This is a genomic window from Haloechinothrix sp. LS1_15 (assembly GCF_033042135.1).
Taxonomy (GTDB): domain Bacteria; phylum Actinomycetota; class Actinomycetes; order Mycobacteriales; family Pseudonocardiaceae; genus Haloechinothrix.
Genome location: NZ_WBXM01000001.1, coordinates 331,412 through 354,154 on the forward strand (window position 1 = coordinate 331,412; position 22,743 = coordinate 354,154).

24 protein-coding genes are annotated in these 22,743 nt (G+C 70.3%); 15 read left to right on the top strand and 9 right to left on the bottom strand.

Annotated features, from left to right (window positions below; translation table 11 throughout):
• Positions 1-65 precede the first annotated feature (65 nt).
• Complete coding sequence (locus F8178_RS01565) at positions 66-479, top strand: DUF3151 domain-containing protein (RefSeq protein WP_317492762.1); 414 nt, start codon at positions 66-68, stop codon at positions 477-479.
• 33 nt (positions 480-512) lie between these two features.
• On the opposite strand, the gene F8178_RS01570 is transcribed toward F8178_RS01565, so the two are convergent.
• Both F8178_RS01570 and F8178_RS01575 read right to left on the bottom strand, forming a co-directional pair.
• Entirely contained in the window at positions 513-1,382 is an 870-nt protein-coding gene (locus tag F8178_RS01570; protein ID WP_317492763.1) for a hypothetical protein, read from the bottom strand.
• Positions 1,383-1,496: 114 nt separating this feature from the next.
• Positions 1,497-2,195: a hypothetical protein gene (locus tag F8178_RS01575; protein ID WP_396344951.1), complete on the bottom strand. Its 699-nt coding sequence runs from the start codon at positions 2,193-2,195 to the stop codon at positions 1,497-1,499.
• 99 nt (positions 2,196-2,294) lie between these two features.
• Here F8178_RS01575 and F8178_RS01580 point away from each other — a divergent pair, with 99 nt between their 5' ends.
• Positions 2,295-3,587 (top strand): adenylosuccinate synthase, encoded by a 1,293-nt coding sequence (locus F8178_RS01580; protein ID WP_317492764.1) that lies wholly within the window; start codon positions 2,295-2,297, stop codon positions 3,585-3,587.
• A gap of 43 nt (positions 3,588-3,630) precedes the next feature.
• On the opposite strand, the gene F8178_RS01585 is transcribed toward F8178_RS01580, so the two are convergent.
• Positions 3,631-4,698, bottom strand: a complete 1,068-nt coding sequence (locus tag F8178_RS01585; RefSeq protein WP_317492765.1) for a glycerophosphodiester phosphodiesterase family protein — start codon at positions 4,696-4,698, stop codon at positions 3,631-3,633.
• Between the two features lie 292 nt (positions 4,699-4,990).
• Between F8178_RS01585 and F8178_RS01590 the strand changes: the two genes are divergently transcribed.
• Positions 4,991-5,896 (top strand): oxygenase MpaB family protein, encoded by a 906-nt coding sequence (locus F8178_RS01590; protein ID WP_317492766.1) that lies wholly within the window; start codon positions 4,991-4,993, stop codon positions 5,894-5,896.
• 45 nt (positions 5,897-5,941) lie between these two features.
• On the opposite strand, the gene F8178_RS01595 is transcribed toward F8178_RS01590, so the two are convergent.
• Positions 5,942-6,457, bottom strand: a complete 516-nt coding sequence (locus F8178_RS01595; protein ID WP_317492767.1) for a hypothetical protein — start codon at positions 6,455-6,457, stop codon at positions 5,942-5,944.
• Positions 6,458-6,579: 122 nt separating this feature from the next.
• Between F8178_RS01595 and purD the strand changes: the two genes are divergently transcribed.
• The 5 genes from purD to F8178_RS01620 all read left to right on the top strand — a co-directional run bounded on the left by purD (position 6,580) and on the right by F8178_RS01620 (position 11,787).
• Positions 6,580-7,848, top strand: a complete 1,269-nt coding sequence (purD, locus tag F8178_RS01600; RefSeq protein WP_317492768.1) for a phosphoribosylamine--glycine ligase — start codon at positions 6,580-6,582, stop codon at positions 7,846-7,848.
• 159 nt (positions 7,849-8,007) lie between these two features.
• Positions 8,008-8,379, top strand: coding sequence for a type VII secretion target (locus F8178_RS01605; protein WP_317492769.1), 372 nt, complete (start codon positions 8,008-8,010; stop codon positions 8,377-8,379).
• A gap of 41 nt (positions 8,380-8,420) precedes the next feature.
• Positions 8,421-10,220, top strand: coding sequence for a hypothetical protein (locus tag F8178_RS01610; protein WP_317492770.1), 1,800 nt, complete (start codon positions 8,421-8,423; stop codon positions 10,218-10,220).
• Positions 10,217-10,996 carry an ESX secretion-associated protein EspG gene (locus tag F8178_RS01615; RefSeq protein ID WP_317492771.1) on the top strand — a complete coding sequence of 260 codons (780 nt, stop codon included), beginning with the start codon at positions 10,217-10,219 and terminating at the stop codon, positions 10,994-10,996. The genes F8178_RS01610 and F8178_RS01615 overlap by 4 nt, the downstream gene beginning before the upstream one ends.
• An 83-nt stretch (positions 10,997-11,079) precedes the next feature.
• Positions 11,080-11,787, top strand: coding sequence for a hypothetical protein (locus F8178_RS01620; protein WP_317492772.1), 708 nt, complete (start codon positions 11,080-11,082; stop codon positions 11,785-11,787).
• Positions 11,788-11,797: 10 nt separating this feature from the next.
• Here the strand turns inward: F8178_RS01620 and F8178_RS01625 are convergent, their stop codons facing one another.
• Positions 11,798-12,700, bottom strand: a complete 903-nt coding sequence (locus F8178_RS01625) for a hypothetical protein (RefSeq protein WP_317492773.1) — start codon at positions 12,698-12,700, stop codon at positions 11,798-11,800.
• Positions 12,697-13,575: an ATP-binding cassette domain-containing protein gene (locus F8178_RS01630; RefSeq protein ID WP_317492774.1), complete on the bottom strand. Its 879-nt coding sequence runs from the start codon at positions 13,573-13,575 to the stop codon at positions 12,697-12,699. Before F8178_RS01630 ends, F8178_RS01625 begins: the two co-directional genes overlap by 4 nt.
• Before the next feature lie 78 nt (positions 13,576-13,653).
• On the opposite strand from F8178_RS01630, the gene F8178_RS01635 reads away from it, so the two are divergent.
• Both F8178_RS01635 and F8178_RS01640 read left to right on the top strand, forming a co-directional pair.
• Positions 13,654-14,823: an aminotransferase class I/II-fold pyridoxal phosphate-dependent enzyme gene (locus tag F8178_RS01635; protein ID WP_317492775.1), complete on the top strand. Its 1,170-nt coding sequence runs from the start codon at positions 13,654-13,656 to the stop codon at positions 14,821-14,823.
• A 172-nt stretch (positions 14,824-14,995) separates the two neighbouring features.
• Positions 14,996-15,169 (top strand): hypothetical protein, encoded by a 174-nt coding sequence (locus tag F8178_RS01640; protein ID WP_317492776.1) that lies wholly within the window; start codon positions 14,996-14,998, stop codon positions 15,167-15,169.
• 31 nt (positions 15,170-15,200) lie between these two features.
• On the opposite strand, the gene F8178_RS01645 is transcribed toward F8178_RS01640, so the two are convergent.
• The gene (locus tag F8178_RS01645) at positions 15,201-16,283 is read right to left on the bottom strand and encodes a GntG family PLP-dependent aldolase (RefSeq protein ID WP_317492777.1); all 1,083 of its coding nucleotides are present in this window, start codon (positions 16,281-16,283) and stop codon (positions 15,201-15,203) included.
• Between the two features lie 474 nt (positions 16,284-16,757).
• Here F8178_RS01645 and F8178_RS01650 point away from each other — a divergent pair, with 474 nt between their 5' ends.
• The 3 genes from F8178_RS01650 to F8178_RS01660 all read left to right on the top strand — a co-directional run bounded on the left by F8178_RS01650 (position 16,758) and on the right by F8178_RS01660 (position 19,860).
• Positions 16,758-17,402 (top strand): TetR family transcriptional regulator C-terminal domain-containing protein, encoded by a 645-nt coding sequence (locus tag F8178_RS01650; protein WP_317492778.1) that lies wholly within the window; start codon positions 16,758-16,760, stop codon positions 17,400-17,402.
• 44 nt (positions 17,403-17,446) lie between these two features.
• Complete coding sequence (gene purB, locus F8178_RS01655) at positions 17,447-18,883, top strand: adenylosuccinate lyase (protein WP_317492779.1); 1,437 nt, start codon at positions 17,447-17,449, stop codon at positions 18,881-18,883.
• A 92-nt stretch (positions 18,884-18,975) separates the two neighbouring features.
• On the top strand, positions 18,976-19,860 hold the full coding sequence (locus F8178_RS01660) for an MOSC N-terminal beta barrel domain-containing protein (RefSeq protein WP_317492780.1): 885 nt from the start codon (positions 18,976-18,978) through the stop codon (positions 19,858-19,860).
• Here F8178_RS01660 and F8178_RS01665 read toward each other — a convergent pair.
• Positions 19,758-20,627 carry an SAM-dependent chlorinase/fluorinase gene (locus F8178_RS01665; protein WP_317492781.1) on the bottom strand — a complete coding sequence of 290 codons (870 nt, stop codon included), beginning with the start codon at positions 20,625-20,627 and terminating at the stop codon, positions 19,758-19,760. The two genes, F8178_RS01660 and F8178_RS01665, sit on opposite strands and share 103 nt — an antisense overlap.
• Before the next feature lie 125 nt (positions 20,628-20,752).
• On the opposite strand from F8178_RS01665, the gene F8178_RS20380 reads away from it, so the two are divergent.
• On the top strand, positions 20,753-20,848 hold the full coding sequence (locus F8178_RS20380) for a putative leader peptide (protein ID WP_396344958.1): 96 nt from the start codon (positions 20,753-20,755) through the stop codon (positions 20,846-20,848).
• Between the two features lie 161 nt (positions 20,849-21,009).
• Entirely contained in the window at positions 21,010-21,954 is a 945-nt protein-coding gene (locus F8178_RS01670) for a sulfite exporter TauE/SafE family protein (RefSeq protein ID WP_317492782.1), read from the top strand.
• Between the two features lie 18 nt (positions 21,955-21,972).
• Here the strand turns inward: F8178_RS01670 and F8178_RS01675 are convergent, their stop codons facing one another.
• Entirely contained in the window at positions 21,973-22,608 is a 636-nt protein-coding gene (locus F8178_RS01675) for an MBL fold metallo-hydrolase (RefSeq protein WP_317492783.1), read from the bottom strand.
• Positions 22,609-22,743: the final 135 nt, after the last annotated feature.

The window sequence follows — 22,743 nt, forward strand, 5'->3', positions numbered from 1 at the left end:
GCTCCCACCAGCGGCCACCGGGGTGATCCGCTCGCGCCCCGACTGCTGTCATACAGAAAGGCACCATGACCCAATCCAACCTGCTCGGTCCCGAGCCCACCTTGCTTCCCGACCGCCCCGACGCGCAGGCCGCGATGGATGCCGACACCTCGCCCGCCGAAGTGGCCGCCGAGCATCCCGATTTCAGCGAGGCCTGGGCGGCGCTGGCTGAGCGGTCGCTGGAGGCCGGGGAGCACGTGGCGGCATACGCCTACGCCAGGACCGGCTACCACCGCGGGCTCGACCACCTCCGCAAGTCAGGCTGGAAGGGCCATGGCCCCGTGCCGTGGCAGCACCGGCCGAACCAGGGGTTCCTGCGGTCGGTGGCGGCGCTGGCACGGGCCGCCCACCATGTCGGCGAGATCGACGAGTACCAGCGGTGCGTGCAGCTACTGGACGACTCCGACCCCGAGGCCAGGACCGCCACCGGGCTGTCGTGACCGGCCGCCACGGCGCCCCGGACTATCCCCGCGTCATCGATCCGAGCGCCTGAGCCGGCGACTGTGTACGGTCTCGTCCCTCGCGTGGTCGAGGGACCGTAGCCGAAGCCGGGCTGGCGGCATGCGGTCAGCGTCCGAGGCCGCCGGTACAGTGTCCGCCGGTGTCAGGACATCGCGCAGCCAGCATGTTTGCTCGCCGTCCCAGGTCCACAGCACGGTGGTGTCGTCGCCGTTGCCGAGTGGCACATGCGTGGCGGCCAGGTAGCCGAACAGCGAGAGGTGGACACCGTCCCAGTCCCGTGCGACCGCGTTCCAGTCCGGTGCCAGCCCCCCACGTTCCCGCTGCGGTGTCGCGTCTGCCAGCGGGTAGCGATGCGCCAACTGGTGCCACGACTCCGCGGAGTTGATCTCGAACACCCGCGCTCCGTGGTCGGCGTGGAGCAGCGTGCGTGTCGGAGACGGATCGGGTTCGCCGTCGCCGAGATGGTGGGCGGTGATCGCATCGTGGCACGTGTCGCCGCCGACCCGGGTGGACGTCACCGTCGCGTGCCGCGGCGACTGCGCGTAGACACTGCTGCCGAGGGTGGTGGTCGGTCCGGTTGTAGCGCCGTGCCCGTGCACCTGCGAGCCGCGCGCGACGGGTGACAGCCACCAGGACACGCCGGGCTGCGCCAGCACCTCCCGCGCGAAGGAGCGGAGGGAGGCGCGTTGCGCCAGTACCTCGGCGACGGCCGACTCGAAGTCGCCGTCCCACGGGTCGATCGCGGCCCGGGCCGCGACCACCAGCGAGAACGACACCGCCGGTTCCACCACGTCCGCTGCCGTATACCCCGCGTCACGGGCGGCGAGCAAGACCCCGCAGGCCAGGGGGCCGCACAGGAACGTGTCGGCGTCGACAGTCATGGATCACCCCTATGCTCGCTCGATAGTGAACAGCCACGCTGCGGTCACCATCTGCACCTCGCGATAGTTGCTATAGCCGGTACCGGAGGAGTCCTTCAGCTCGCGACCCCGCCGTCAGACCACGCCGCGGACCAGCCGGAGGTCCTCGGTGTGGCGGTACCAGCACCATCGGGTGATCTCGCGGGGATGCGGGGTCCCGTCCACCACCGGGGCCAGGGGGTCGCATCCCAGCTGGAACGCCCGCCCGGTGAAGGTCCTACGCCGCCTGCCGAGCAGGCCGCCGGTCACGTGCACCACCAGGCCTGCCCCACCCGAATTGTCCGGTTCGGCGTGGATCCGCCGCGCCATGCCCCGCAGCGCGACCGTGTCATCGCAGTACCCGACACCGCGCACCTTCGTCAGGACCCCGCTGCCGACCAGCACGCCGCCGACGTCGTCCCTGATCAGCGGGACCCGATCGATCTCCCCGTGCCAGGCGAGCTGCAATGCCCGCTCGGGCCGGGTGGGCAGCCGCCACAGCGCGGCGACCGCGGACCGGGACTCGGTCGGCACGTACCCCAACGACACCGCAGCCAAGCGGTCCGTGCGCAGCAGCCGGAGCGCGACGGCGGCGAGGTCGGCGTCGGTGCCCGCGACGATCACGTCGGCGCCGGTGCGCTCGGCAGGCGCCTCGGCGGCGTGCTCGGCCGCCGAGGCGAGCAGCGCGTCGATGTCGGCCTTACCCGGCCGGTGCGGTACGTGCGTGATGCGGCTCTCGTCCACTCCGGGTAGCCGTGGGATGCGTCTCCCGCATGCGATCACTGCTCCCCGCACGCCACCTACCTCCGTTACCCTCGGACATCGGCCGTATCGGCCCGCGCGTGCCATATGCTCGGTGCGTACATCCTGCCGTCGATCAACCTGGAGTGTGACATGCCCGCCATCGTGCTCATCGGCGCCCAGTGGGGCGACGAGGGGAAGGGCAAAGCCACCGACCTGCTCGGCGATCGCGTGCAGTGGGTCGTGCGGTACCAGGGGGGCAACAACGCAGGCCACACGGTGGTGTTGCCGGACGGTCAGAACTTCGCGTTGCACCTGATCCCGTCGGGGATCTTGACGCCCGGAATCACCAACGTGATCGGCAACGGCGTCGTGGTGGACCCCGGGGTGTTGCTTGACGAGCTGGCCGGTCTCGAGGAGCGGGAGGTGGACACCTCGGGGCTGCTGATCTCGGCGGACGCGCACCTGATCATGCCGTACCACGTGGCCATCGACAAAGTCACCGAGCGCTACCTCGGTTCGCGCAAGATCGGCACAACGGGCCGTGGCATCGGGCCCTGCTACCAGGACAAAGTCGCGCGCGTCGGGGTGCGGGTGCAGGACCTGCTCGACGAGAAGATCCTGCGGCAGAAGGTCGAGGCCGCCCTCGAAGTCAAGAACCAGATCCTGGTGAAGGTCTACAACCGCAAGGCGCTCGACCCGGAGCAGGTGGTCGACGAGGTGCTCGAGGCCGGCGAGAAGTTCGCCCACCGCATCGCCGACACCCGGCTGGAGCTGCACCGCGCGATGGACCGGGGCGAGTCGGTGCTGCTGGAGGGTTCACAGGGCACGCTGCTGGACGTGGACCACGGCACGTACCCGTTCGTCACCTCCTCGAACCCCACGGTGGGCGGTGCGTGCGCGGGTGCCGGCATCGGGCCGGGCAGGTTGAGCACGGTGCTCGGCATCGTGAAGGCTTACACCACGCGGGTCGGTTCGGGGCCGTTCCCCACCGAGCTGCACGACGAGCTCGGCGAGCGGCTGCGCAAGACCGGCGGCGAGCACGGGGTCACCACCGGCCGGTCCCGGCGCACCGGCTGGTTCGACTCGGTCATCGCGCGGTACGCCGCGCGGGTCAACGGCATCACCGACTTCTTCCTGACCAAGCTGGACGTGCTCTCCGGTCTGGAATCGATCCCGGTGTGCGTGGCCTACGAGATCGACGGGTTCCGGCACGACGAGATGCCGATGACGCAGACCGACGTGCACCACGCGGTGCCCATCTACGAGGAGCTCCCCGGCTGGTGGGAGGACATCAGCCACTGCCGCTCCTTCGACGAGCTGCCTGCCAACGCCCGCGCCTACGTGGAGCGTGTCGAGGAGCTCTCCGGCGCCCGCATGTCCGCGATCGGCGTGGGCCCCGGCCGCGAGCAGACCATCGTCCGTCACGAGATCGCCGGGGCCTGACAGCCCGAACCCGAGGGGCGCGGCGCCACTTTCCGGCGCGGCATCACCGCATGGCGTCGCGCGACCGCGGTGCGTGCCTGCCAGGCCCGCCGAGCGCTTCGACGGCGATGTCCGGCTGGTCGACGAATAACCCGTCGACGCCCGCCTCGACGAACGTCTCGATCTTGCCGAACAGGTCACCCAGCTCGGACGGGCGTTGTGAGGAACGGAGCTCGATGGGCAGGAAAGCGTTCTCCGCGCGGAAGATGTAGGGGTGGACCTCTAGCCCTACGGCGTGCGCATCGGCGATCAGCGACGTGGGTTCGCCGAGGCTGCCGTCGGGCAGGCGGGGAATGACGTCCTGCTTGTCCGGCCCGATGCCCTGGGCGTACGTGGCGATCCCCGCCAGGCCCTCTGGGGTCATCATGTCGCGGTAGGTTCCTCCGTGACAGGCGAGTATCCGGTCGTAGGGCGCGCCCTCCGGGCAGGTCAGCTGGATGAACGGGACGTCGAGCTGGTCGCGTAGCTTGACGAGGTTGGTGACCTCGAACGACTGTACGTACACCGTGGCGTCCGGCCGGTTGAGTCCGTTGCTTTCCAACAGCCCCACCAGCGCAGGCTCCAGCGGCAGGTCGAGTTGCTGGAAGTAGGTGGGGTGCTTGGTCTCCGGGTAGAGACCGATGTCCCTGCCCAGCTCGATCGACAGCCGCATGGTGAGGTCGATGACTTCCGCGAACGACGGGATGGCGCACCGGCCGTCATAGATGGTGTTCTGCTGGCGCAGGTGGGGCATGGGTTCTCTGGCGCGGAGAATCTTGATCTCATCGAAGGTGAAGTCCTCGGCGAACCACTCGTCGCGGAGCACTTCGCCGTCGATGACCTTGGTGGTGCGGCGGTCGGCGAACTCGGGCCGGGTGGCGACGTCGGTGGTCTCGCCGAGTACCGGCTCGTGGCGGGTGATCAGCACGCCGTCGCTGGTGGTCACCAGATCCGGTTCGAGGTAGTCGGCGCCGAGCCGGGCGGCGAGCTCGAACGAGGCGATGGTCTGTTCCGGGCGGTAGCCGGAGGCGCCCCGGTGACTGATGATGTGTGGCTTGCCCCGGTTGGCTCCGGGTCTTCGCGGCCCTTTCATGGCGGGGATCACGACCTTCCCGCCGCCGGAGCGGCCGGTGTTGCGGATTGCGTGGGGAGCATGTCGGTTCCGGTTCCCACGGTCTCATGTCGCACCTGGTCAGGTGGTAGACAACTGTGATGCTTCTGACCTTCTCCTCCCGCCGGGTGATCGGCCCGATGCTCCGGGGTGACCGTGTGGCGGTGGTTCGCCGTGCCCATCGGTCTCTCAGTCCGAATTCTCGACAACGCACGTTGTCTACATCTAGCGTGAACGCGACGGGTGGTGAGCGGGCCGGGAGCGAGGTACGCCGATGGGTAGCGCGGACATGGCCGACGAGTGGGCACGCGAGCTGGTGCTCGGCCCGGACTCGGTCTCCTGGCAGTACGCCAGCGACATCCGGGGGTTCTTCGGTGCCGGGTACGCGCTGGTGTTGCAGACCGCCCACCCCACCGTCGGCGCGGGGGTACGGGACCACTCGAACTACAAGGCCGAGCCGTGGCAGCGGCTGTTCCGCACGCTCGACTACGTCAACCTGACCATCTACGGCGGGGACGACGCCGTCGAGGTGACCCGCAAGCTGCGCGAGATGCACAAGCGGATCAAGGGCGCCAACCCGGACGGCAGCCGGTATCACGCGCTGGAACCGGAGGCCTACGCCTGGGTGCAGGCCACCCTGGTGCGGGCGATCGTGGATGTCAATCGCTGGTTCATCGGCACGATGACCGAACAGGATCACGCGCGGCTGTACCAGGAGTGGCTGGGGTTGGCGCGGCTGCTCGGCATCCGTCAGGGTGACCTGCCCGCCGACTGGGAGGGGTTCGACGCGTACTTCGACGAGATGGTGAGCAGGCGGCTGGAGCGCACGACCTCGGCAGTAGACGTGGTGGACAGCCTGGCCAGACCAGCGCGGCCACCTGTGCTGCCGCGCTGGACGGAACCGCTGTGGCGGGTGGCGAGCTGGCCGGCCTCGTACGTGCTCCGGCTGGCCACCACGGGCCTACTGCCGCCGCTGCTCCGGCAGCGGCTGGGGCTGCGCTGGGGACCGGTGCGGCAGGTGCAGTTGCGCGCCATCGCGGCCGTCTCGCGCTCGCTCACGCCGCTGCTGCCGCGTGCGTTGCGGATCAACGGCCCGCAGTACCTGCGCGCCAGGCGGGCACATATCGCCCGAGACGAGTTCGCCCCGGAAAGCTACCGGCGGGTGGGGCGCCGAACGTGACGCTCGGCGCCCTCTACGGAACCGACGTGACGTTCAGCTCGCCATTCAGCTGATGTAGGAGATGAGCCAGTCGCCGTCGGCGTTGACGAACTCGAAACCGTCCACGTTGTCCGGGTCGGTCGCGTTGGTCTCGGCGATGTCCGCCGCGCTCAGCGTGGCTTCGTCGCCATCGACCACCACGTCCTCGGCGTCGAATCGGATCGTCGACAGGCGGGTGTCGCCGAGCTCGTCGTGGATGCCCTCGATCGCGCTCGCGCAGTCCGCCGCCTCCTCGGCGTAGAACCGCTGCATCGAGTCGACGAGCAGGTCGCACGCGCGCTGCCCCTCGCCCTCGTCGATGGCGAGGTAGAACTCCTGCGCCACGGCCACCACAGCGGCCTGCTCCTCGGTGTGTGCCGGTTCCGGCTGCTCCTCGCGTTGCTCGGCATCGCCGTTGGCGCCGTCGTCGCCGGTGCGGTCGTCCTCGTCCGCCGACTCGCCGCCGCACGCTGCGGCGAGCAGCGCGCCCGCCGCAACCAGTGCTCCTGCCGACCTGCGCCACGACCTGGTGATCGTGCCCACTGACAACCTCCGGAACTCGCGGTATCCCGTGTCTGTGTAGCACGGTCGTACCGCCTGCTGCCATCCGCGGTGACACATCCCCACGCTCCGGCCCCGCGGGCGGGGCGGCTACCCTGCTGTTCGTGCGTGTCCTGGTAATCGGATCCGGAGCCCGCGAGCACGCCATCCTGCTCGCCGTGTCCCGTGACCCCGCGGTGACCGCGCTGGCGTGCGCGCCGGGAAACGCGGGAACCGCGATGCTCGCCGAGCAGCTGCCCGTCAACCCGGTCGATGCCGGGGAGGTGGTCGCCGCCGCGCGCGGATGGGGTGCCGACCTCGTGGTGATCGGCCCCGAGGCGCCGCTGGTGGCTGGGGTGGCCGACGCGGTCCGTGAGATCGGTATCCCGTGTTTCGGGCCGTCGGCGGAAGCGGCCAGGATCGAAGGGTCGAAGGCCTTCGCCAAGGAGGTCATGACTGCGGCCGGGGTGCCAACCGCGCACAGCGAGGTGGTGGACAGCCCAGCCCACCTGGACGCCGCGCTTGCGCGCTTCGGTCCAACCTGGGTAGTCAAGGACGACGGGCTGGCAGCGGGCAAGGGCGTCGTGGTCACCACCGACTACGATGAGGCCCGTAAGCACGCGTTGACGCTGCTGGACAGTGGACATCCCGTGCTGCTGGAGAGCTATCTCGACGGGCCGGAGGCCTCGCTGTTCTGCTTCGTCGATGGCCACACCGTGCGACCGTTGCTGCCCGCCCAGGACTTCAAGCGGGTCGGCGACGACGATACCGGCCCGAACACCGGGGGCATGGGTGCCTACGCCCCGCCCTCGTGGGTGCCGGAGGACTTCACCGCCGAGGTCGTCGGGCGGATCGTGCAGCCGGTCGTGGACGAGCTGGCCGCACGCGGCACCCCGTACTCCGGGTTGCTCTACGTCGGGCTCGCGCTCACCTCGGACGGTCCGCGCGTGGTGGAGTTCAACTGCCGCTTCGGCGACCCTGAGACACAGGCGGTGCTGGCGTTGCTGCGCACCCCGCTGGCGAGCGTGCTGCACGCGACGGCCACCGGCGTGCTGGACGAGCAGCCGCCGCTGGACTGGGCGGACGGAGCGGCCGTCACGGTGGTGATCGCGGCCGATGGCTACCCGGGCACGCCCTACACGGGAGAGGTCATCACCGGAGCCGACGCCGAGGGCGTGCTGCACGCCGGGACCAAACGCCGCGAGGACGGGGCGACCGTGTCCGCTGGCGGCCGGGTGCTGTCCGTCGTGGGCGTCGGTGACGACCTGGCTGCCGCGCGGGAAATCGCCTACCAGCGGGTGGCCGCGGTGCATCTCCCCGGATCGCATCACCGTACCGATATCGCGTTACGCGCGGTGCGTGGCGAGATCTCCGTGCCTGCGGGCGAGGAGTAGTACAACGGCCGGGAAACCCGACCGGGACGCCAGGGATTCGGCGGAAGGAGCGGCGCTGGTCGCGCCGACTTGGTAGCCTCCGAAGAGAACGTGGGTGGTTACCGACCGTGCTACCGCTCGCGCGGTGCCGTGGCCGGTTTGGAAGCGGTGGTGAGGGTAATGCACGAGGATGCTGCGGACGCGGCGATCCCGCCGGGGGCTCATGCCACGACCATCGAGGTGGAGCCGGATCAGCTGCTGGAGGCCGCCTCGATCATCGAGGAGCAGATGCACGCGCTGGACTCGGCCGTCTACGAGGCGGAAGGCGTGGTGCGTTTGGCCCCGCCAGCCGGAGACATCGTCAGCGAACACGCCACGCAGGCCTGGAACGACCTGGTGGCCGATCTCGGGCACTCGCACCTGGCTCGGGTGCGCGAGTACGTCAAGGAACTGCACGGTTTCGCCTACCAGCTGCGCCGCGCTGCCGAGGAGTACCGGAAGGTCGACGAGCAGGCCGCGTCGGCTCTCGGCGATCGCAGCGGGCCGTGTTAGCGAGTGAGCCGAACGCGCCTCGACCAAGCCTGGGAGGGTTCATGAGCGTGCCCGAAGCCGCATCGATCATCAGCAGGATCACCGACCAGCGGTTCGACGGCTACACCGATGAGATGCTCGCCGAGCAGATCGACCGGTTCCGGAACGGCCGGGGCAGCGAGGATGTGCACGCCGCCGTCGAGGCGCTGCAGCGGGTGGCCAGCACGCTGGCGGCGACCGAGGAGACACTGCGGGCGGAGCTGGGCAGGCTCGGCATCGACTGGACGGGAGATGCGGCACAGCGGGCGCGGCGACTGCTGACCTCCCACTCGGACTTCTCCAGCCAGGCCGAGGAGAGGATCAAACAGGCCGCCGAGATCGCGTTCGCCTACGGCGAATCGTTCAACCGCACGCTCCACAAGCTCCCCGACGCCGCCACGCTGCGCGCGGGTGCGGGTGGGAAGGGCGTCGGGGATTTCCTCGGCAGCCTCATCGGCTACGAGACCGACCAGGCCCGGCGGGTCAACGAGGCCGCGGCCGCGCGCAGCCAGGCGGTGGACGCGCTGAACACCTACGCCGCCGAGACCGGCGAGCAGCTGAGCAGGCTCGAGTCGTTGCGCGCGCCCGACCACCTCGCGCTGTCCCATCCCGAGGAGACACCGGACAAGGGCAAGCCCTCCCCGGTCCCCGAGCCGTCCCCGGACGACATGCTGGGCAAGGCCGCCGTTGCCACCGACGACGGCGGGAAGCCGCTGGGCACGCCGAAGCCAACCGCCAGCGGTGCGTCGACCGCCGCGCCCGATGCCCATGGGCCCGGCGCGCAGGCCGCCGGGCACGGCGCGATGCCGCGTCAGGACGGCCCGGCGACCGCCCCGCCGGGCACGCAGGCACTCTCCTCCGGTGAGGCGCGGGCTGGCGCGGTGTTGGGTCCCGAGCAGCCGTGCCCGCCGGAGGAGACCCAGGAAGGGCAGAAAGGCACCGCCCCCGCCTCGACGACCGGGCCGGGCACGGCGCCGCAGGGGGCAAGCGCGGGTCAGCTCGGCGTGGCACCGGCACCGGGTGCGACGCCGCCCGCCGAGCAGCCCTCGGCGAAGCAGCCTGGGGGCGGCGGGCAAGCCGGTGGGGCCACGGCAAGCGGTGGGCCGGGTCAGCAGGCAGCCCAGCAGCCCGGCCAACTGCATGGCCAACAGCCGGGCCCGCAAGCCGGTCAGGGGCAGCAGCAACCGGGCGGGGGACCACGGTCGGGACCGGCGCCCGGCCAGCCACCCGGCCAGCCACCCGGCCTCGGCGGTCCCGAGGCCCCGCCGAGGGGGGCCAAGGAAGTGCCGCACGCCAAGGGCAAGCTGGTCGGCGCGGCGCCGCCGCCCGCGGCGGAACAGGCCCACGCTGTCGGCAGCGGTACGCAGGCCACAGCGACCGCCGAGCAGCCGGAGAACGCGATCGGTGGAGCAGTGACGGCGCTCGGCGCTGCGGGTGCCGCGGCCGCGTTGAGCGGCGATCCCGACCGCCGGCCCCGCTCTACCGGCGAGAACGGTAGCGATCGGGTGCTGCGCGAGTATCCCTTCGACGACCAGGAGCAGGCGCTCGCCGAGTGCCCGCTGCCCGCCGAGGATCAGACCGAACACCTCAAACCCGACCCGGGTGTCTTGGAGCCCGCGGCACCGCAGGACGCCAGCGGCGAAGTCGAGAACGTGCGCAGGCAGCCCGTGACCGGTGCCGACCTGTTCGCCGATGAGCGCCGGGTTCTGCCTACCGTGGTCGACCCGGATACCACGGCCTCCTCGGACGCGGGAGGGGAAGCGGACCCGGCTGAGGTGGGGGAGCACGACCGCGCGGGTGACGTCGATCCGGGCCGCCAGTGACGGCTGCCGTCCCTGGCGACAGCGTGGTGCTCTCAGCACTGGAGTTCGACGTGGCCTGGGAACAGGAGCGGCTCCCTTCGCGGCATGCGGCGCTGTCGGTGCCCAGTCCGGGAACCACCCACAGCGAACGTGCCGAGCTCGTCGAACGCGCCTGGCACGACCTGACGCGGCGCGGGTTGGTGCGGGGCGGGCAGATCACCGGTGAGTTGCTGGACATGCTGGCCGTGCTCGCCCAGCCGGCGGCGCTGTTCGACACATGGGTATGGGCGGACCGGCGCATCTCCGCGGTGGCGGCCAGTACCGGGACCGACGCGATCCTCGGCGTGGTCGACGGCGACGAGGTCTGGTTGATCCCCGTCGCCTGCGACGCGCTGGCAAGCGCGGCGGTGTCGGTGGCGGGCAAGTTCGAAGCGGGACCGGGCCAGTCGGTGACGTTGCCCTACGAGCTGCTCCGCGAGGCAGACGCCGAGGCACGCGGGGACCCGCACGCGCTGGTGACCGCGCTGGCCGATCGCGGCGTGGAACTGTGGGAGGCGCAGGAGGTCGCTGGCATGTTCCTCGGTACGGTCTGCCGCTGCCAGATCGGCGCGGAGCGGCACGGCAGGCAGGGGCAGCGGCGGCGTGGCGCGCGGGTGGTGGCCTTCCACGACACCGACGCGGGACGGTACCTGTTCCAGGTTCAGGACACCGGCGGCGAGAGGTACTGGAGCACCCTGGCGCCCGCAAGCAACCAGCTGCTGACCGAGCGGGCGTGGGAGCTGCTCGACGAGGTGTGATCGACGAGGTGTGAGATGGGGTGATCCGGCACCGCGCCACGGCCGGTCATGGTGAAATGGGGCGCGTGATCATCCGAGTGGGAATGTCTGTCACGGCAGCCGTCGCCGCAAGCCTGGTGCTCGCCTCGTGTGTGGCCCCGCCGGGGCCGGAACCCGGTATGCCCGCCCCGGAGATCCCGGAGGACGCGGTGGCCTACGACGAGCGTAAGTCGACAGCGGAGCGCCCGTTCCCGTTCACCGGCGACTGCGCACAGATCACCTCGGAGGTCGCGCAGCAGGCGGGCATGACCGGCGACATGGAGACACCGGAGGAGTCGATCCGGCAGGGGTGCGTGGTGCGCGCCGGAGGCGATCAACCCTTCGGCTGGCTGGGAGTGCACGAGTTGATCCCCAGAAGCGACCCTGACAGAGATGAGGACACGCCCGCCTTCGACAGCGAGTGGGATGGCGGCTCATGGACAGGGGGACATTTCCAGCGTTCGATCCTGCTGGATCGCTACTATGCCGTGACCCGGGTCGACAACGAGAACGGCTACGTCAACTGCACCGTCGCCGTGGACACCGGCTCGCTCCCCGCGTTGGAGTTCGTCGGTTACCTGGAGGAGGAAGCGAGCCGCCAGAAACACGACGAGTTGTTCGAGGACCAGTTCACCAGCGAACCGAAGGACCGCGAGGCGCTGGACGCGTTCGCGGCCGAGCAGTGCACGGTGGTCAGCAAGGCCGCCGAGGTGCTCCTGGACGAGGCGATCGACCCGGAGGGCGGGTCGCTGGCCACCGAGCTGGCGGAGTGATCCCGAGGCCTCAGGCGAGGTCGCGCCGGGACACGCGCCAGATCGCGAGTACGAGCAGCGTGGCCCACAGCGTCAGCGAGGTGATCACCGGCCCTGCGTGGTCGACCGGTGAGGTACCGGCGAGCTCGAACGCGGCCGCTGCCGGTGCGATCCACACGAAGTACTCGGGCAGGCTGCCGGTGAGGATGAGCAGCGCGGGCACCACCGCGCAGTACAGCGCCAGCGCCCCGGCCGCGTTGGGGATCAGCATCGCCACGATCAGGGCGGTGAGGATGGTGAGGAGCGAGCCCAGCGCGATCACGCCGATGACCCAGCCGAGCCGGTACCCGAGGAGGTACCCGCTGCCTGCCTGGTCGACGGCGATGGGCGTGGCAACGAGCGTGGTGCCGACCTGCAGTGCGGCGGCGACCAGCCACACCAGCAGCACCACGCACGCCTGCGCGAGGAAGTACCGGGCTCGTGACGGCTGTTGCAGCAGCGTCGGTTGGGCGCTGCGGTGTTGCCATTCCCCGGCGACGAGCTTGATCACCGCGGCGTGGATGACGATCGCGGAGAACGTGATGAGCCAGACGGTCGGCCCGATCTGGGATTCCGCCGTGTAGTAGCCGACGGGACCGAGGAAGACGCCGACGGTGCCGAGCCCGACGAGCACCAGCGGCCCGGTGATGAGCAGGATCCGGTCGCTGATAGTTCCGGCGAGCTTGCGGAGCTCGACGCCGATCAGGGTGTGCAGCGGGGTCCGTGCCCGCGCGCGTTGCATCCATGGCGGGACGGATTCTTGCTGCTGAGGTGCGACCGGCGGTCCGGCCATCGCCTGTTGCCCTGCTGGCTGGGCCTCGGGCTGGGCGGCAGCGGGCGTGGGCAGTATGCCGTGCTGTGCTGGTTGCCCGTACCCCGGAGTGGGCTGGTTCATTGCTGGGGTCCCCCTGTGAGCCGGAAGAAGAGGTCTTCCAGGTTCAGCTGATGTTCGGTGATGCTGTGGATGCGCACTCCTGCCTGGAACGCGATCTCGGAGACGCGGTCGGTGGTGGCGCCTGCGAGGATGGCGCCGTTGGAGCCCTGCCGGATCGCCACCCCCGCGCGCTGTAGGGCGTTCGCCAGGGCGGGCATGTCCGGGCCGCTCACCACGGACTGCTGTGAGGTGACCAGGTCACGCAACGCTCCGTCCGCCAGGATCCGGCCACGTCCGATTACCAGCAGCCGGTCCGCGGTCTGGTCGACCTCGGCGAGCACGTGGCTGGACAGCAGCACCGTGCCACCTTGCGCGGCATGGTTGCGGAGCAGCGACCGCATGGCGCGGATCCCCTCGGGATCCAACCCGTTGATGGGCTCGTCGAGGATCAGCACCGGGGGCCGGGTGAGCAGTGCCTGGGCCAGGCCGAGCCGTTGGCGCATGCCGAGGCTGTACTTGCCGATCCTGCGGGTCGCCGCATCGGCGAGGCCGACCTCGGCCAGTGTCGCGTCGGCGCGATCCAGTGGCACCTTCGCCAGGCGCGCCGCGTTACGCAGGTGTGATCGCCCTGTCCTGCCGGGGTGTACCGCGGAGGCGTCCAGCAACACCCCGGCCACGTGCGACGGGTTGGGCCAGCGCACGAACGGCCGTCCCGCGATCCACGCCCCACCCGCCGACGGCGGGGTCAGCCCGGTGATCATCCGCAGTGTGGTCGACTTGCCCGCCCCGTTGGGCCCCAGAAATGCGGTAACGGTGCCGGGCTGGAGGTCGAACGAGACCTGGTCGACCGCGCGCGCCCCGTTGTAGCTCTTGGTCAGCTCTCGGACAGACAGCACGCGGGCATCGTAACCTGATCATGACAGGTGTACCGGTGGTTCCTGGTATTCCGTGACCGGCGCACTACCCTGTCCGCCATGGCCGACACCACCTCGTTCCCCGGGCCGTCCACGCGCGCCGATGTGCCGCCGTTCCACGTGATGGAGGTGCTCTCCGCAGCCAAGGCCCGGCAGCGAAGCCACGGCGATGTGGTCTCGATGTGCGCGGGGCAACCCGCTGCCGGTGCGCCGAAGCCGGTGTTGGACGCGGCGGCGCGCGCCCTCGCCGAGGGTGATCTGGGCTACACCGGCCAGCTGGGGATCCCCGAGCTGCGTGAGGCGATCGCCGGGCACTACGCCAACCGGTACGGGGTGACCGTCGACCAGGAGGAGGTCATCGTCACGACCGGCTCGTCAGGCGGCTTCTTGTTGGCGTTCATGGCGGCCTTCGAACACGGGCACCGGGTGGCAATGCCGCGGCCCGGCTATCCCGCCTACCGCAACCTGCTCCGCACGCTGGGGTGCGAGGTCGTCGAGTTCCCGGTCGGCGCCGAAACGCGGTTCCAGCCGACCACCGAGTTGCTTGACGAGCTCGGTCCCGTGGACGGGCTGGTGATCGCCAGCCCCGACAACCCGACCGGCACGATGCTCGCTCCTGGCGAGCTTGCGGCGATCGCGGGATGGTGCGCAGCCAACGGGGTGCAGCTGATCAGCGACGAAATTTACCACGGCATCTGCTTCACCGGCGATGCCAGGGAGGCCACCGCGTGGCAGTCCAGTACCGAGGCGGTGGTGCTCGGCTCGTTCTCGAAGTACTTCGGGATGACCGGGTGGCGATTGGGGTGGATGCTCGTTCCGGAACGGCTACACCGGGCGGTGGATGTGCTGACCGGGAACCTGAATATCTGCGCTCCCGCGCTGGCGCAGTACGCGGCGGTCGCGGCGTTCACCGAGGATTCCTACGCCGAGCTGGACGAGCACGTGCGGCGTTACCGGGACAACCGGGACACGTTGCTCGCTGGCTTGGGGGAGGTCGGTATCGGCAGGGTCGCCCCGGCCGACGGCGCGTTCTACGCCTACGCCGATGTCTCGGAGTACACATCGGACAGCTTGAGCTGGTGCAGGCGGCTGCTCGACGATACCGGGTTAGCGATCACGCCGGGGATCGATTTCGATCCGGTCGACGGTGGCAAGTTCGTGCGGTTCTCCTACGCGGGTTCCGAGTGGGACGTCGGCGAGTGCCTGCGCAGGTTGGGAAGCTGGCTGTAGCGCCCGGCCACTCGGCTCCCGCGGGTGCTGGCGTGCCTGTCGGTCGTCCGACCCGCCAGGGTTCCCCGGAGAAAACCCTGAAGTCGTCGCCGAGTGGCAGCCATCAGGGGCGGAAGCTGGCAAGCTGGAGAGTAGCGACGAGCTTTGTCACCGACACGAGGGAGGAACGGCAATGCTCTGGAAGATCATCGGGGTGCTGCTGGTCATCTGGCTAGCGGTTACGGTACTGGGGCCGATCCTGACCGGGTTGTTGTGGATCGCCGTGATCGGCGGGTTGCTGCTGGCCGCCACCGCCGCGTACGGCGCGATCAAGAGCAAGGGCCAGCCCAAGCAGATCCGCGGGTAGCGCGCGCCAGGACGCTCACCGCCCGGGGTTCTCACAGCCGCATTCGCGGGCTGGCGCTCGCCGGTCCCCGCGCCTGCTGCCGGGCGGTCTCCGAGGTGACGCGCTCCAGCACCGTGTCGATGTCGTCGGCGGTGATCCCGCGATGCGTGACGAACCGCACGCGTCCGGCCAGCGGTAGCGCGAGGATGCCCAGCTCGCGGAGCGAGTGCAGAGTTCGTTCCACGTCGGCGACGGCGGCGAGCACGATGTTCGTCTGCGGGGTTCGCACGTCCCAGCCCAGTTCTGCGAGCCCGGCTGCGAGCCGGGCGGCATTGGCGTGGTCGGTGGCGAGCTCGTTCATCCGGTCGAGGGCGTGCAGGGACGCCGCGGCGAGGACACCGCCCTGGCGTACCCCGCCCCCGAGCATCTGCCGGGTGCGGCGGGCCTGCTCGATGAACTCCGCGCTGCCCGCCAGCGCGGAACCGACCGGCGCGCCGAGCGCCTTGCTGAAGCAGACGCTCACGCTGTCCGCTCCGACGGTCAGCGCGCCGGGAGGTAGCTGGAGCGCGACGGCCGCGTTCCACAACCGCGCGCCGTCCAGGTGAACGGCGATGCCCGCGTCGCGCGCCATGGCGACCAGCTGGGCGTGCTCGTCGGCTGGGACGATCGCCCCGCCTGCCGCGTTGTGGGTGTTCTCCAGGCACAGCAGCGTGGTGCGCATCGCCAAGTACGAGGTGCTCGCCCCGTTGCTGATGGCGCGGGCGAGTCCCCGAAGCGACGGGCGGCCGGGGCCCGCATCGGTTTCCAGTGCCTCCGGCATGCCGCCAGCCAGCCACGCGGCGGATCCCAGCTCGTTGTTCAGCACGTGCGCATCACGTGGGGCGAGGAAGCGGTCGCCCCGCTGTAGGTGCTGGCACAGCGCGATGAGATTGGCCATCGTCCCGCTCGGCGTCCACAACGCGTCTTCTTTGCCGAGTAAGGCGGCCGTCCGCTCCTCCAGCTCACGGACGGTGGGATCGACATCCAGCACGTTGTCGCCGACCTCGGCCGCGGCCATTGTGGCCCGCATCCGCTCGTCCGGACTGGTCAACGTGTCTGAGCGGAGATCGATCAGGGAACGTTGCGCGAAGGTCACGGTTCGATCACATCACACACCGTCATCGATATCAACGCTCAAGACAATTCTAATGAATGAACCCGGCTGGGAACCATCCGAATCCGGCCCGAGCTGGAGCGGAGTACGCGTACACGGCGTAACACGCCTTCGGTCACCAGTGGGGCAAAGGGTGCGTCCGCTCCCCGTTGGGGAGCCCGATGCGGATTCGAGAACTTTCGCTGCCGTGCCGACGCAACCCACGAGGGGGGCTGTGCGTCTGTAAGGGTGTCGGCGTTTCCACGCAGGCCATGTCGTCCATGCAGGGGGGTGGCGTGGCCACCGAAGCGCGGGAATGTCGACGCACCTCCCAGGTGCGGTCTAGGTGCCGGGGAGCTTGCCAATACCCTCGCTGGTGAGCTCCCCGGCGCCGTCTTCTGCTTGTTCTGTCGCCCCGCCCCTGGTTGTCAACCGGTTTCCTGCCCCAGGCGTGGGTCGGTGGCAGGATGACCCACCATGACCGGAAGTACGCCGAAGGGGGAACGTCGCCGCGCGGCGCTGCTCGACGCGGGCGTCGGGCTCCTCGTGGAGGGCGGCTTCGATGCGGTGCGGCACCGCGCCGTCGCTGAGCGGGCAGGACTGCCGCTCGCCTCGACCACCTACTACTTCAGCTCCCTCGACGACCTGGTGGCCGCGGTCGTCGAGCGTCACGCCCGTGCCGATCTGGACCGCGGTAGGCAGCGGCTGGCCGAGCTGGACACCTGCGAACGGTCCACGGCGGCGCTGATCGAGCTCGTGCTGGACATGCTGCTTGGCCCGCGCAGAGCCGCAGGCGACGCCGATGCGGAAGCGGTGCTCGTGCGCTACGAGCGCCTCGTGGCCACCGGTCGCAGGCCGCATTTGCGGCCGCTGATGCGCACGCTGGCAGCGGAGCTGCGGTCACTGCTTTCCGAGATCTTCGATCGCTCCGGCAGGCCCGTCAGCCCGGCCGAGCTGGAACGCATCATCGCGCTCGTCGACGGCGCGGTGGTTAACGCGCTGATCGAGATCGACCCCGATCCCCGCGCCGCGGCCGAGCGCATGCTGCACGCGGCGCTGGAAGGGTCACCAGCCCACGGTGCGCCCGGCGTCGGCAACGAGCCCGACACCACCCCGCGCTGACCGCCGCTACCCGCCCCATACACCGCCGATTACCCTCGTCAGACGTGACCGCAGCAGACAGCAGCCGCATCCCGAACGTCCTCGCCACCCGCTACGCCTCCGCCGAGCTGGCAGCGGTGTGGTCGCCGGAGCAGAAGGTCGCCGCCGAGCGTGAGCTCTGGCTGGCCGTGCTGCGGGCGCAGGCCGAGCTCGGGGTGGAAGTGCCCGAGGGAGTGATCGCCGACTACGAGCGGGTGCTGGACCGGGTCGACCTCGCTTCCATCGCCGAGCGGGAACGTGTCACCCGGCACGATGTGAAGGCACGCATCGAGGAGTTCAACGCGCTCGCGGGTCACCAGCACGTGCACATGGGCATGACCTCCCGAGACCTGACCGAGAACGTGGAGCAACTACAGGTCCGGCGCTCGCTGGAACTGGTGCGCAACCGCGCCGTGGCAGTGCTCGGCAGACTGGCGGCGCTGGCCGCCGAGCACGACAGGCTGGTGCTCGCGGGCCGCTCGCACAACGTGGCCGCGCAGGCGACCACGCTCGGCAAGCGCTTCGCCAGCGCCGCCGACGAGCTGCTCGTCGCCTTCGGCCGTCTCGAGGAGCTGATCGCGCGCTACCCGCTGCGTGGCATCAAGGGACCTGTCGGTACCGCGCAGGACATGCTCGATCTCGTCGGCGACCGGTACACCGTCGACGAGCTGGAGCAGGCCGTCGCGCGGCATCTCGGCTTCGAGCGGGTGCTGACCAGCGTCGGCCAGGTGTACCCGAGATCGTTGGACTACGAGGTGGCCTCGGCCGTGGTGCAGCTCGCGGCCGCGCCGTCCAGCTTGGCCACCACGATCCGGCTGATGGCAGGCCACGAGCTGGCCACCGAGGGGTTCCAGCCGGGCCAGGTGGGCTCCTCGGCGATGCCGCACAAGATGAACACTCGCTCCTGCGAGCGCGTCAATGGGTTCGCGGTCCTGCTGCGCGGCTACACCTCGATGCTCGGCGAACTGGCCGGTCACCAGTGGAACGAGGGCGATGTCTCGGACTCGGTGGTGCGCCGGGTGGCGCTGCCGGACGCGTTCTTCGCCATCGATGGGCTGCTGGAGACCTTCTTGACGGTGCTGGACGAATTCGGTCCGTTCCCCGCCGTCATCGATGCCGAGCTGGCCCGTTACCTGCCGTTTCTGGCCACCACCAAGGTGCTCATGGCTGCCGTTCGCGCCGGAGTGGGCAGGGAGACCGCGCACGAGGCGATCAAGGAGAACGCGGTGGCGGCCGCGCTGGCCATGCGAGAGCAGGGCATCGCGGGGAACGACCTGCTCGACCGGCTGGCCGCCGATGAGCGGATCCCGCTCGACCGCACCGAGCTGGACGGGCTGCTCGCCGACCCCGTGTCGTTCACCGGGCTGGCGACCGCGCAGGTGGCCGATGTGACACGCAAGGTCGGCAGCGTCGTTGAGCGCTACCCGGAGGCGGCGCACTACAAGCCCGCCCCCATCCTGTGAGCCCCGTGATGCGCGACTTTGTGCGTCACGTCACCTGCCGGGGTCCGGCGAAGTGCTGAGGTGGCCGCTCCGGCGCTGCTAGCCTCCGGCCCGTGGACGCGGTCGTGGCCGAGCTGGTGTGTTACCCGGTGAAGAGCTGTGCGGGGGTGCCGGTGGCCAGTGCCAGGGTGCTGCCCACCGGGCTGGAGCACGACCGCCGGTTCGTGATCGTCGATGCCGCCAGCGGGACCTTCCTGAGCCAACGCACCTACCCCGCGATGGCGTGCATCCAACCGGAGGTGATCCCCTGCGGGCCCGGGGTTACGGGGCTGACAGGGCTGACGCTGTCCGCGCCCGGCCACGAGCCAGTCACAGTCGACGTCGATCCCGAGGGCCCTCGGCGTGCCGTCACCGTGCACTCCTGGGAGGGCATTGGTGTTGACCAGGGGGACAGCGTTGCCGCTTGGCTCGGTGACGTGCTCGGCACACCCGTGCGGCTGGTCGCTGCCCCCGCGGACATCCGGCGACACCGCGCGGGTCGGTACGGCAGCTGGAGCCACTTCGCCGATGCCTACCCGGTGCTGGTGGCCTCGCAGGCCTCGCTGGACGAGCTGATCGCGCGGCTCGGTGAGCGCGGCGGCGAACCGGTGCCGATGACCCGTTTCCGGCCGAACATCGTCGTGTCGGGCTGGGCGGCACCGCACCTCGAGGATCGGGTTGACCGCCTAGCCATCGGCGGGAACGGCGGCGCCGAGCTCGGCTTCGAACGGGAGTGCGTGCGCTGCACCATCCCGCTTGTCGACCAGGACACCGGGCGCAAGGCCGGGCCCGAGCCCATCCGGACGCTGGCCACCTACCGCCGTGCCGCCGATGGCGGGGTGACGTTCGCGGCCAACTACGCGGTGCTCGCCCCGGGGGAAGTCGCGCTCGGCGACAGCGTGACGGTGCGCTCCTGGCTGCCGGAGGGTGACCGCGGCAAGGCTGTCAGGCCGAGTTGAGCGGCGGCCGACCCCCGGTTCACCGCCAGCGCCACCCATCCGGCCGAGTCGACAAGCAGCACCAGCCGTCCCGGCTCGACGTCGGCGAAGGTCCTGCCGGGCGTGGCGATGTGATCACCGGTGTGGTCGCCGGTGCCCGCGTCCACCCGCACCGGGTCGCGGGCAAGGCCCGCGTCGGCCAGATCGGCCTCGGTGGCGGCGAGTTGTACGTTGCCGAACGCGTCCACGGTCAGCACCTCAGCGGTCAGCGTCCCGTCCCGCACCCGCACATGTGGCTCGGGGAGCAGTTCGAGCTCGCCGGGCCGCACGGCGGGGCCGAGCGCGGCGGGAGCCACGCCGGTGGCCAGATGCGCGGCGGCCGGGGCGAAGATGTCCCTGCCGTGGAAGGTGGCCGATACCTCGCCGAGCCGGTACTCAGCGGCGGTGAGCTCGTAAGCCTCGCGCGCCCCGCCGAGCGCCTCGGCGGCGGGCAGCAGCAGGCCGTTGTCCGGCCCCACTAGCAGGCCGCCGTCTGCCACCAGCGCGATGCCGCGGCGTGCGGTGCCCACACCGGGGTCGACCACCGCGCAGTGCACGCAGCCGGGGAGGTAGGCCACGGACTGGGCAAGGGTGTGCGCGCCGTGCCGTATCGCCCCGGCGGGCACGCCGTGCGTAATGTCGATCACCCTGGCGTGCGGGGCGATACGCCCGATGACCCCGTGGCAGATCCCGACAAACGGGTCGGTCAAGCCGTAGTCGGTGGTGAAAGAGATCCACTCGTAGCGCACGGCCCTCCCCGTGTTCGCGCCCCGCTTGTTGCGTACTTCTCAATATCTAAGAGCGGCTGGATCGAACCGCCCGGCTCTGTCAGGATCATAGCGTGACTTCGGACGATCATCCTGCAGCAGGCGACGTGGACTCCGCCGCGGTCGCCGCAGAAGCGATCGCCTTGGTCCAGCGTCGCCACATCGACCTTCTCCGTGTGAAGTCCGCGCTCTGCCGTCTGTGACATCCGGCGCGCGGTCTGTCTCGGCAGGCAGCCGGTAGGCCCTCGACGGGCAGGCTACCGGGCATCCGCGCCATCGTGTTCGGTCCACTGCCTCCCGGTACGTCCTCGCTCGGCCGCCGCTCGGCGCGGGCAGCGCGGTCGGCAATCACACGAAGGTCGTCATGGAATCCCTGTTGCTTTTCGTTCTGGCCGGTTTCCTCGCTCAGCTGGTCAACGGCAGCCTCGGTATGGGCTACGGCGCGCTGTCCACCACGGGCTTGCTCGCCGTCGGCGTGCCACCCGCGCCCGCCTCGGCGGCGGTGCACTACTCGCAGGTCGGGATCGCGCTGGCCTCCGGGGTGTCGCACTGGAAGTTCCGCAACATCGACTGGCGTACGGTCGGCATCCTGGCGCTGGCCGGTGGCGTGGGGGCAGCGGCAGGAGCGTATGCGCTCGTGGCGCTTTCGGAGTTCTCGCTGGACGCCGCCACGGTGTGGATCGCGTCCATCCTCTGCCTGCTCGGGCTGTACGTGCTGATCCGGTTCTCGTTCCTCAAGCTGGGCAAGCTGATCACCGAGAAGCGACCGGACGGGCGATTCTTCGGACCCCTCGGCCTCATCGCGGGGTTCACCAACGCCACCGGTGGCGGTGGCTGGGGCCCCATCGCCACCTCCACGCTGCTGTCCAGCGGCCGCCTGGAGCCGCGCAAGGTGATCGGTTCGGTCAGCGCGGCCGAGCTGTCCGTTGCCGTGGCGGGCAGCGCGGCGTTCCTCGTGGTGCTCGGTGCGGGCGGCATCGATTTCCGGTCCGTTGTCGGGCTGCTGATCGGTGGCGTGCTCGCCGCCCCTGTCGCCGCCTGGTTGGCGCAGCGGGTGCCGCCGCGGCTGCTCGGCGCGCTGGCAGGCGGCATGATCGTGCTCACCAACACGTGGCTGCTGAGCGGAGCGCTCGAGGTCGGTACTGCCGCATCGCTGGCCGCCTACGTCGCGGTCCTCGCGCTGTGGATCACCGCGATCGCCGCTGCGCTGCGCTCGATGCGAGAGGAGCGCAAGCTCCGGGCCGCGATCGAGGCCGACATCGAACGCAACCGGCGCAGTCCGGGTGACGAGCATGCCCGAGTGCGCTGACGAGCGCTGGTGACCTGACTACACCGTGAGGCCCGTGCCGTCCTCCAGTACCCGCACCTCGGTGCCGTCGGGGGCGAGGTTGGTGAATAGGCCGTAGTGCATCGCGGGATAGGCCAGCACAGCCTCGTGGATCGGTACCGCGATGCGGGGGGCCACCGCGCGGAGGAAGTCCACTGCCTCGGCGGCTTTCAACCACGGGGCAGCCGTCGGGAGCCCGAGCACGTCGACACTTTCGGACGGCACGTGGAACGCGTCGCCGGGGTGGTAGAAGGCGCCGCCGTCGACGAGGTACCCGACGTTGGTGATGCCTGGGATGTCGGGGTGGATCACGGCGTGCTGGCCTCCGGTGACGGCCACGGTGCTGCCTGCGATCTGCAGCCGGTCGCCGGGATTGGCGGTTTCCGAGGTCAACCCGAGCTTGGCGACCGTGTCCTTGGTGCCGGGGTCGGTGATCAGCCGCGCGCCGGGGTTCGCCTCGAGCAGCGACGGCAGCGAGTCGGCGTCGATGTGGTCGTAGTGCTGGTGCGTGATCAGTACCGCGTCGAGATTGCGTTCCTGCTCGTAGCCTGCGGAGAACGCGCCCGGGTCGATCAGGATGCGGGCCGATGCGGTCTCGACGAGCACGCACGCGTGGCGATAGTGAACGATGCGCATCACTTGCTCCCCTCGCGGGCCGGGCGGCTTCGGCTGGAGTGACGTCTGGTCCGAGCCTACGGGCAGGCCCGGGCGGCGCCAAGGCGCCGCACGTGCCACCGGCAGACGACCGGGATCGCGGTTACGATGCGACTC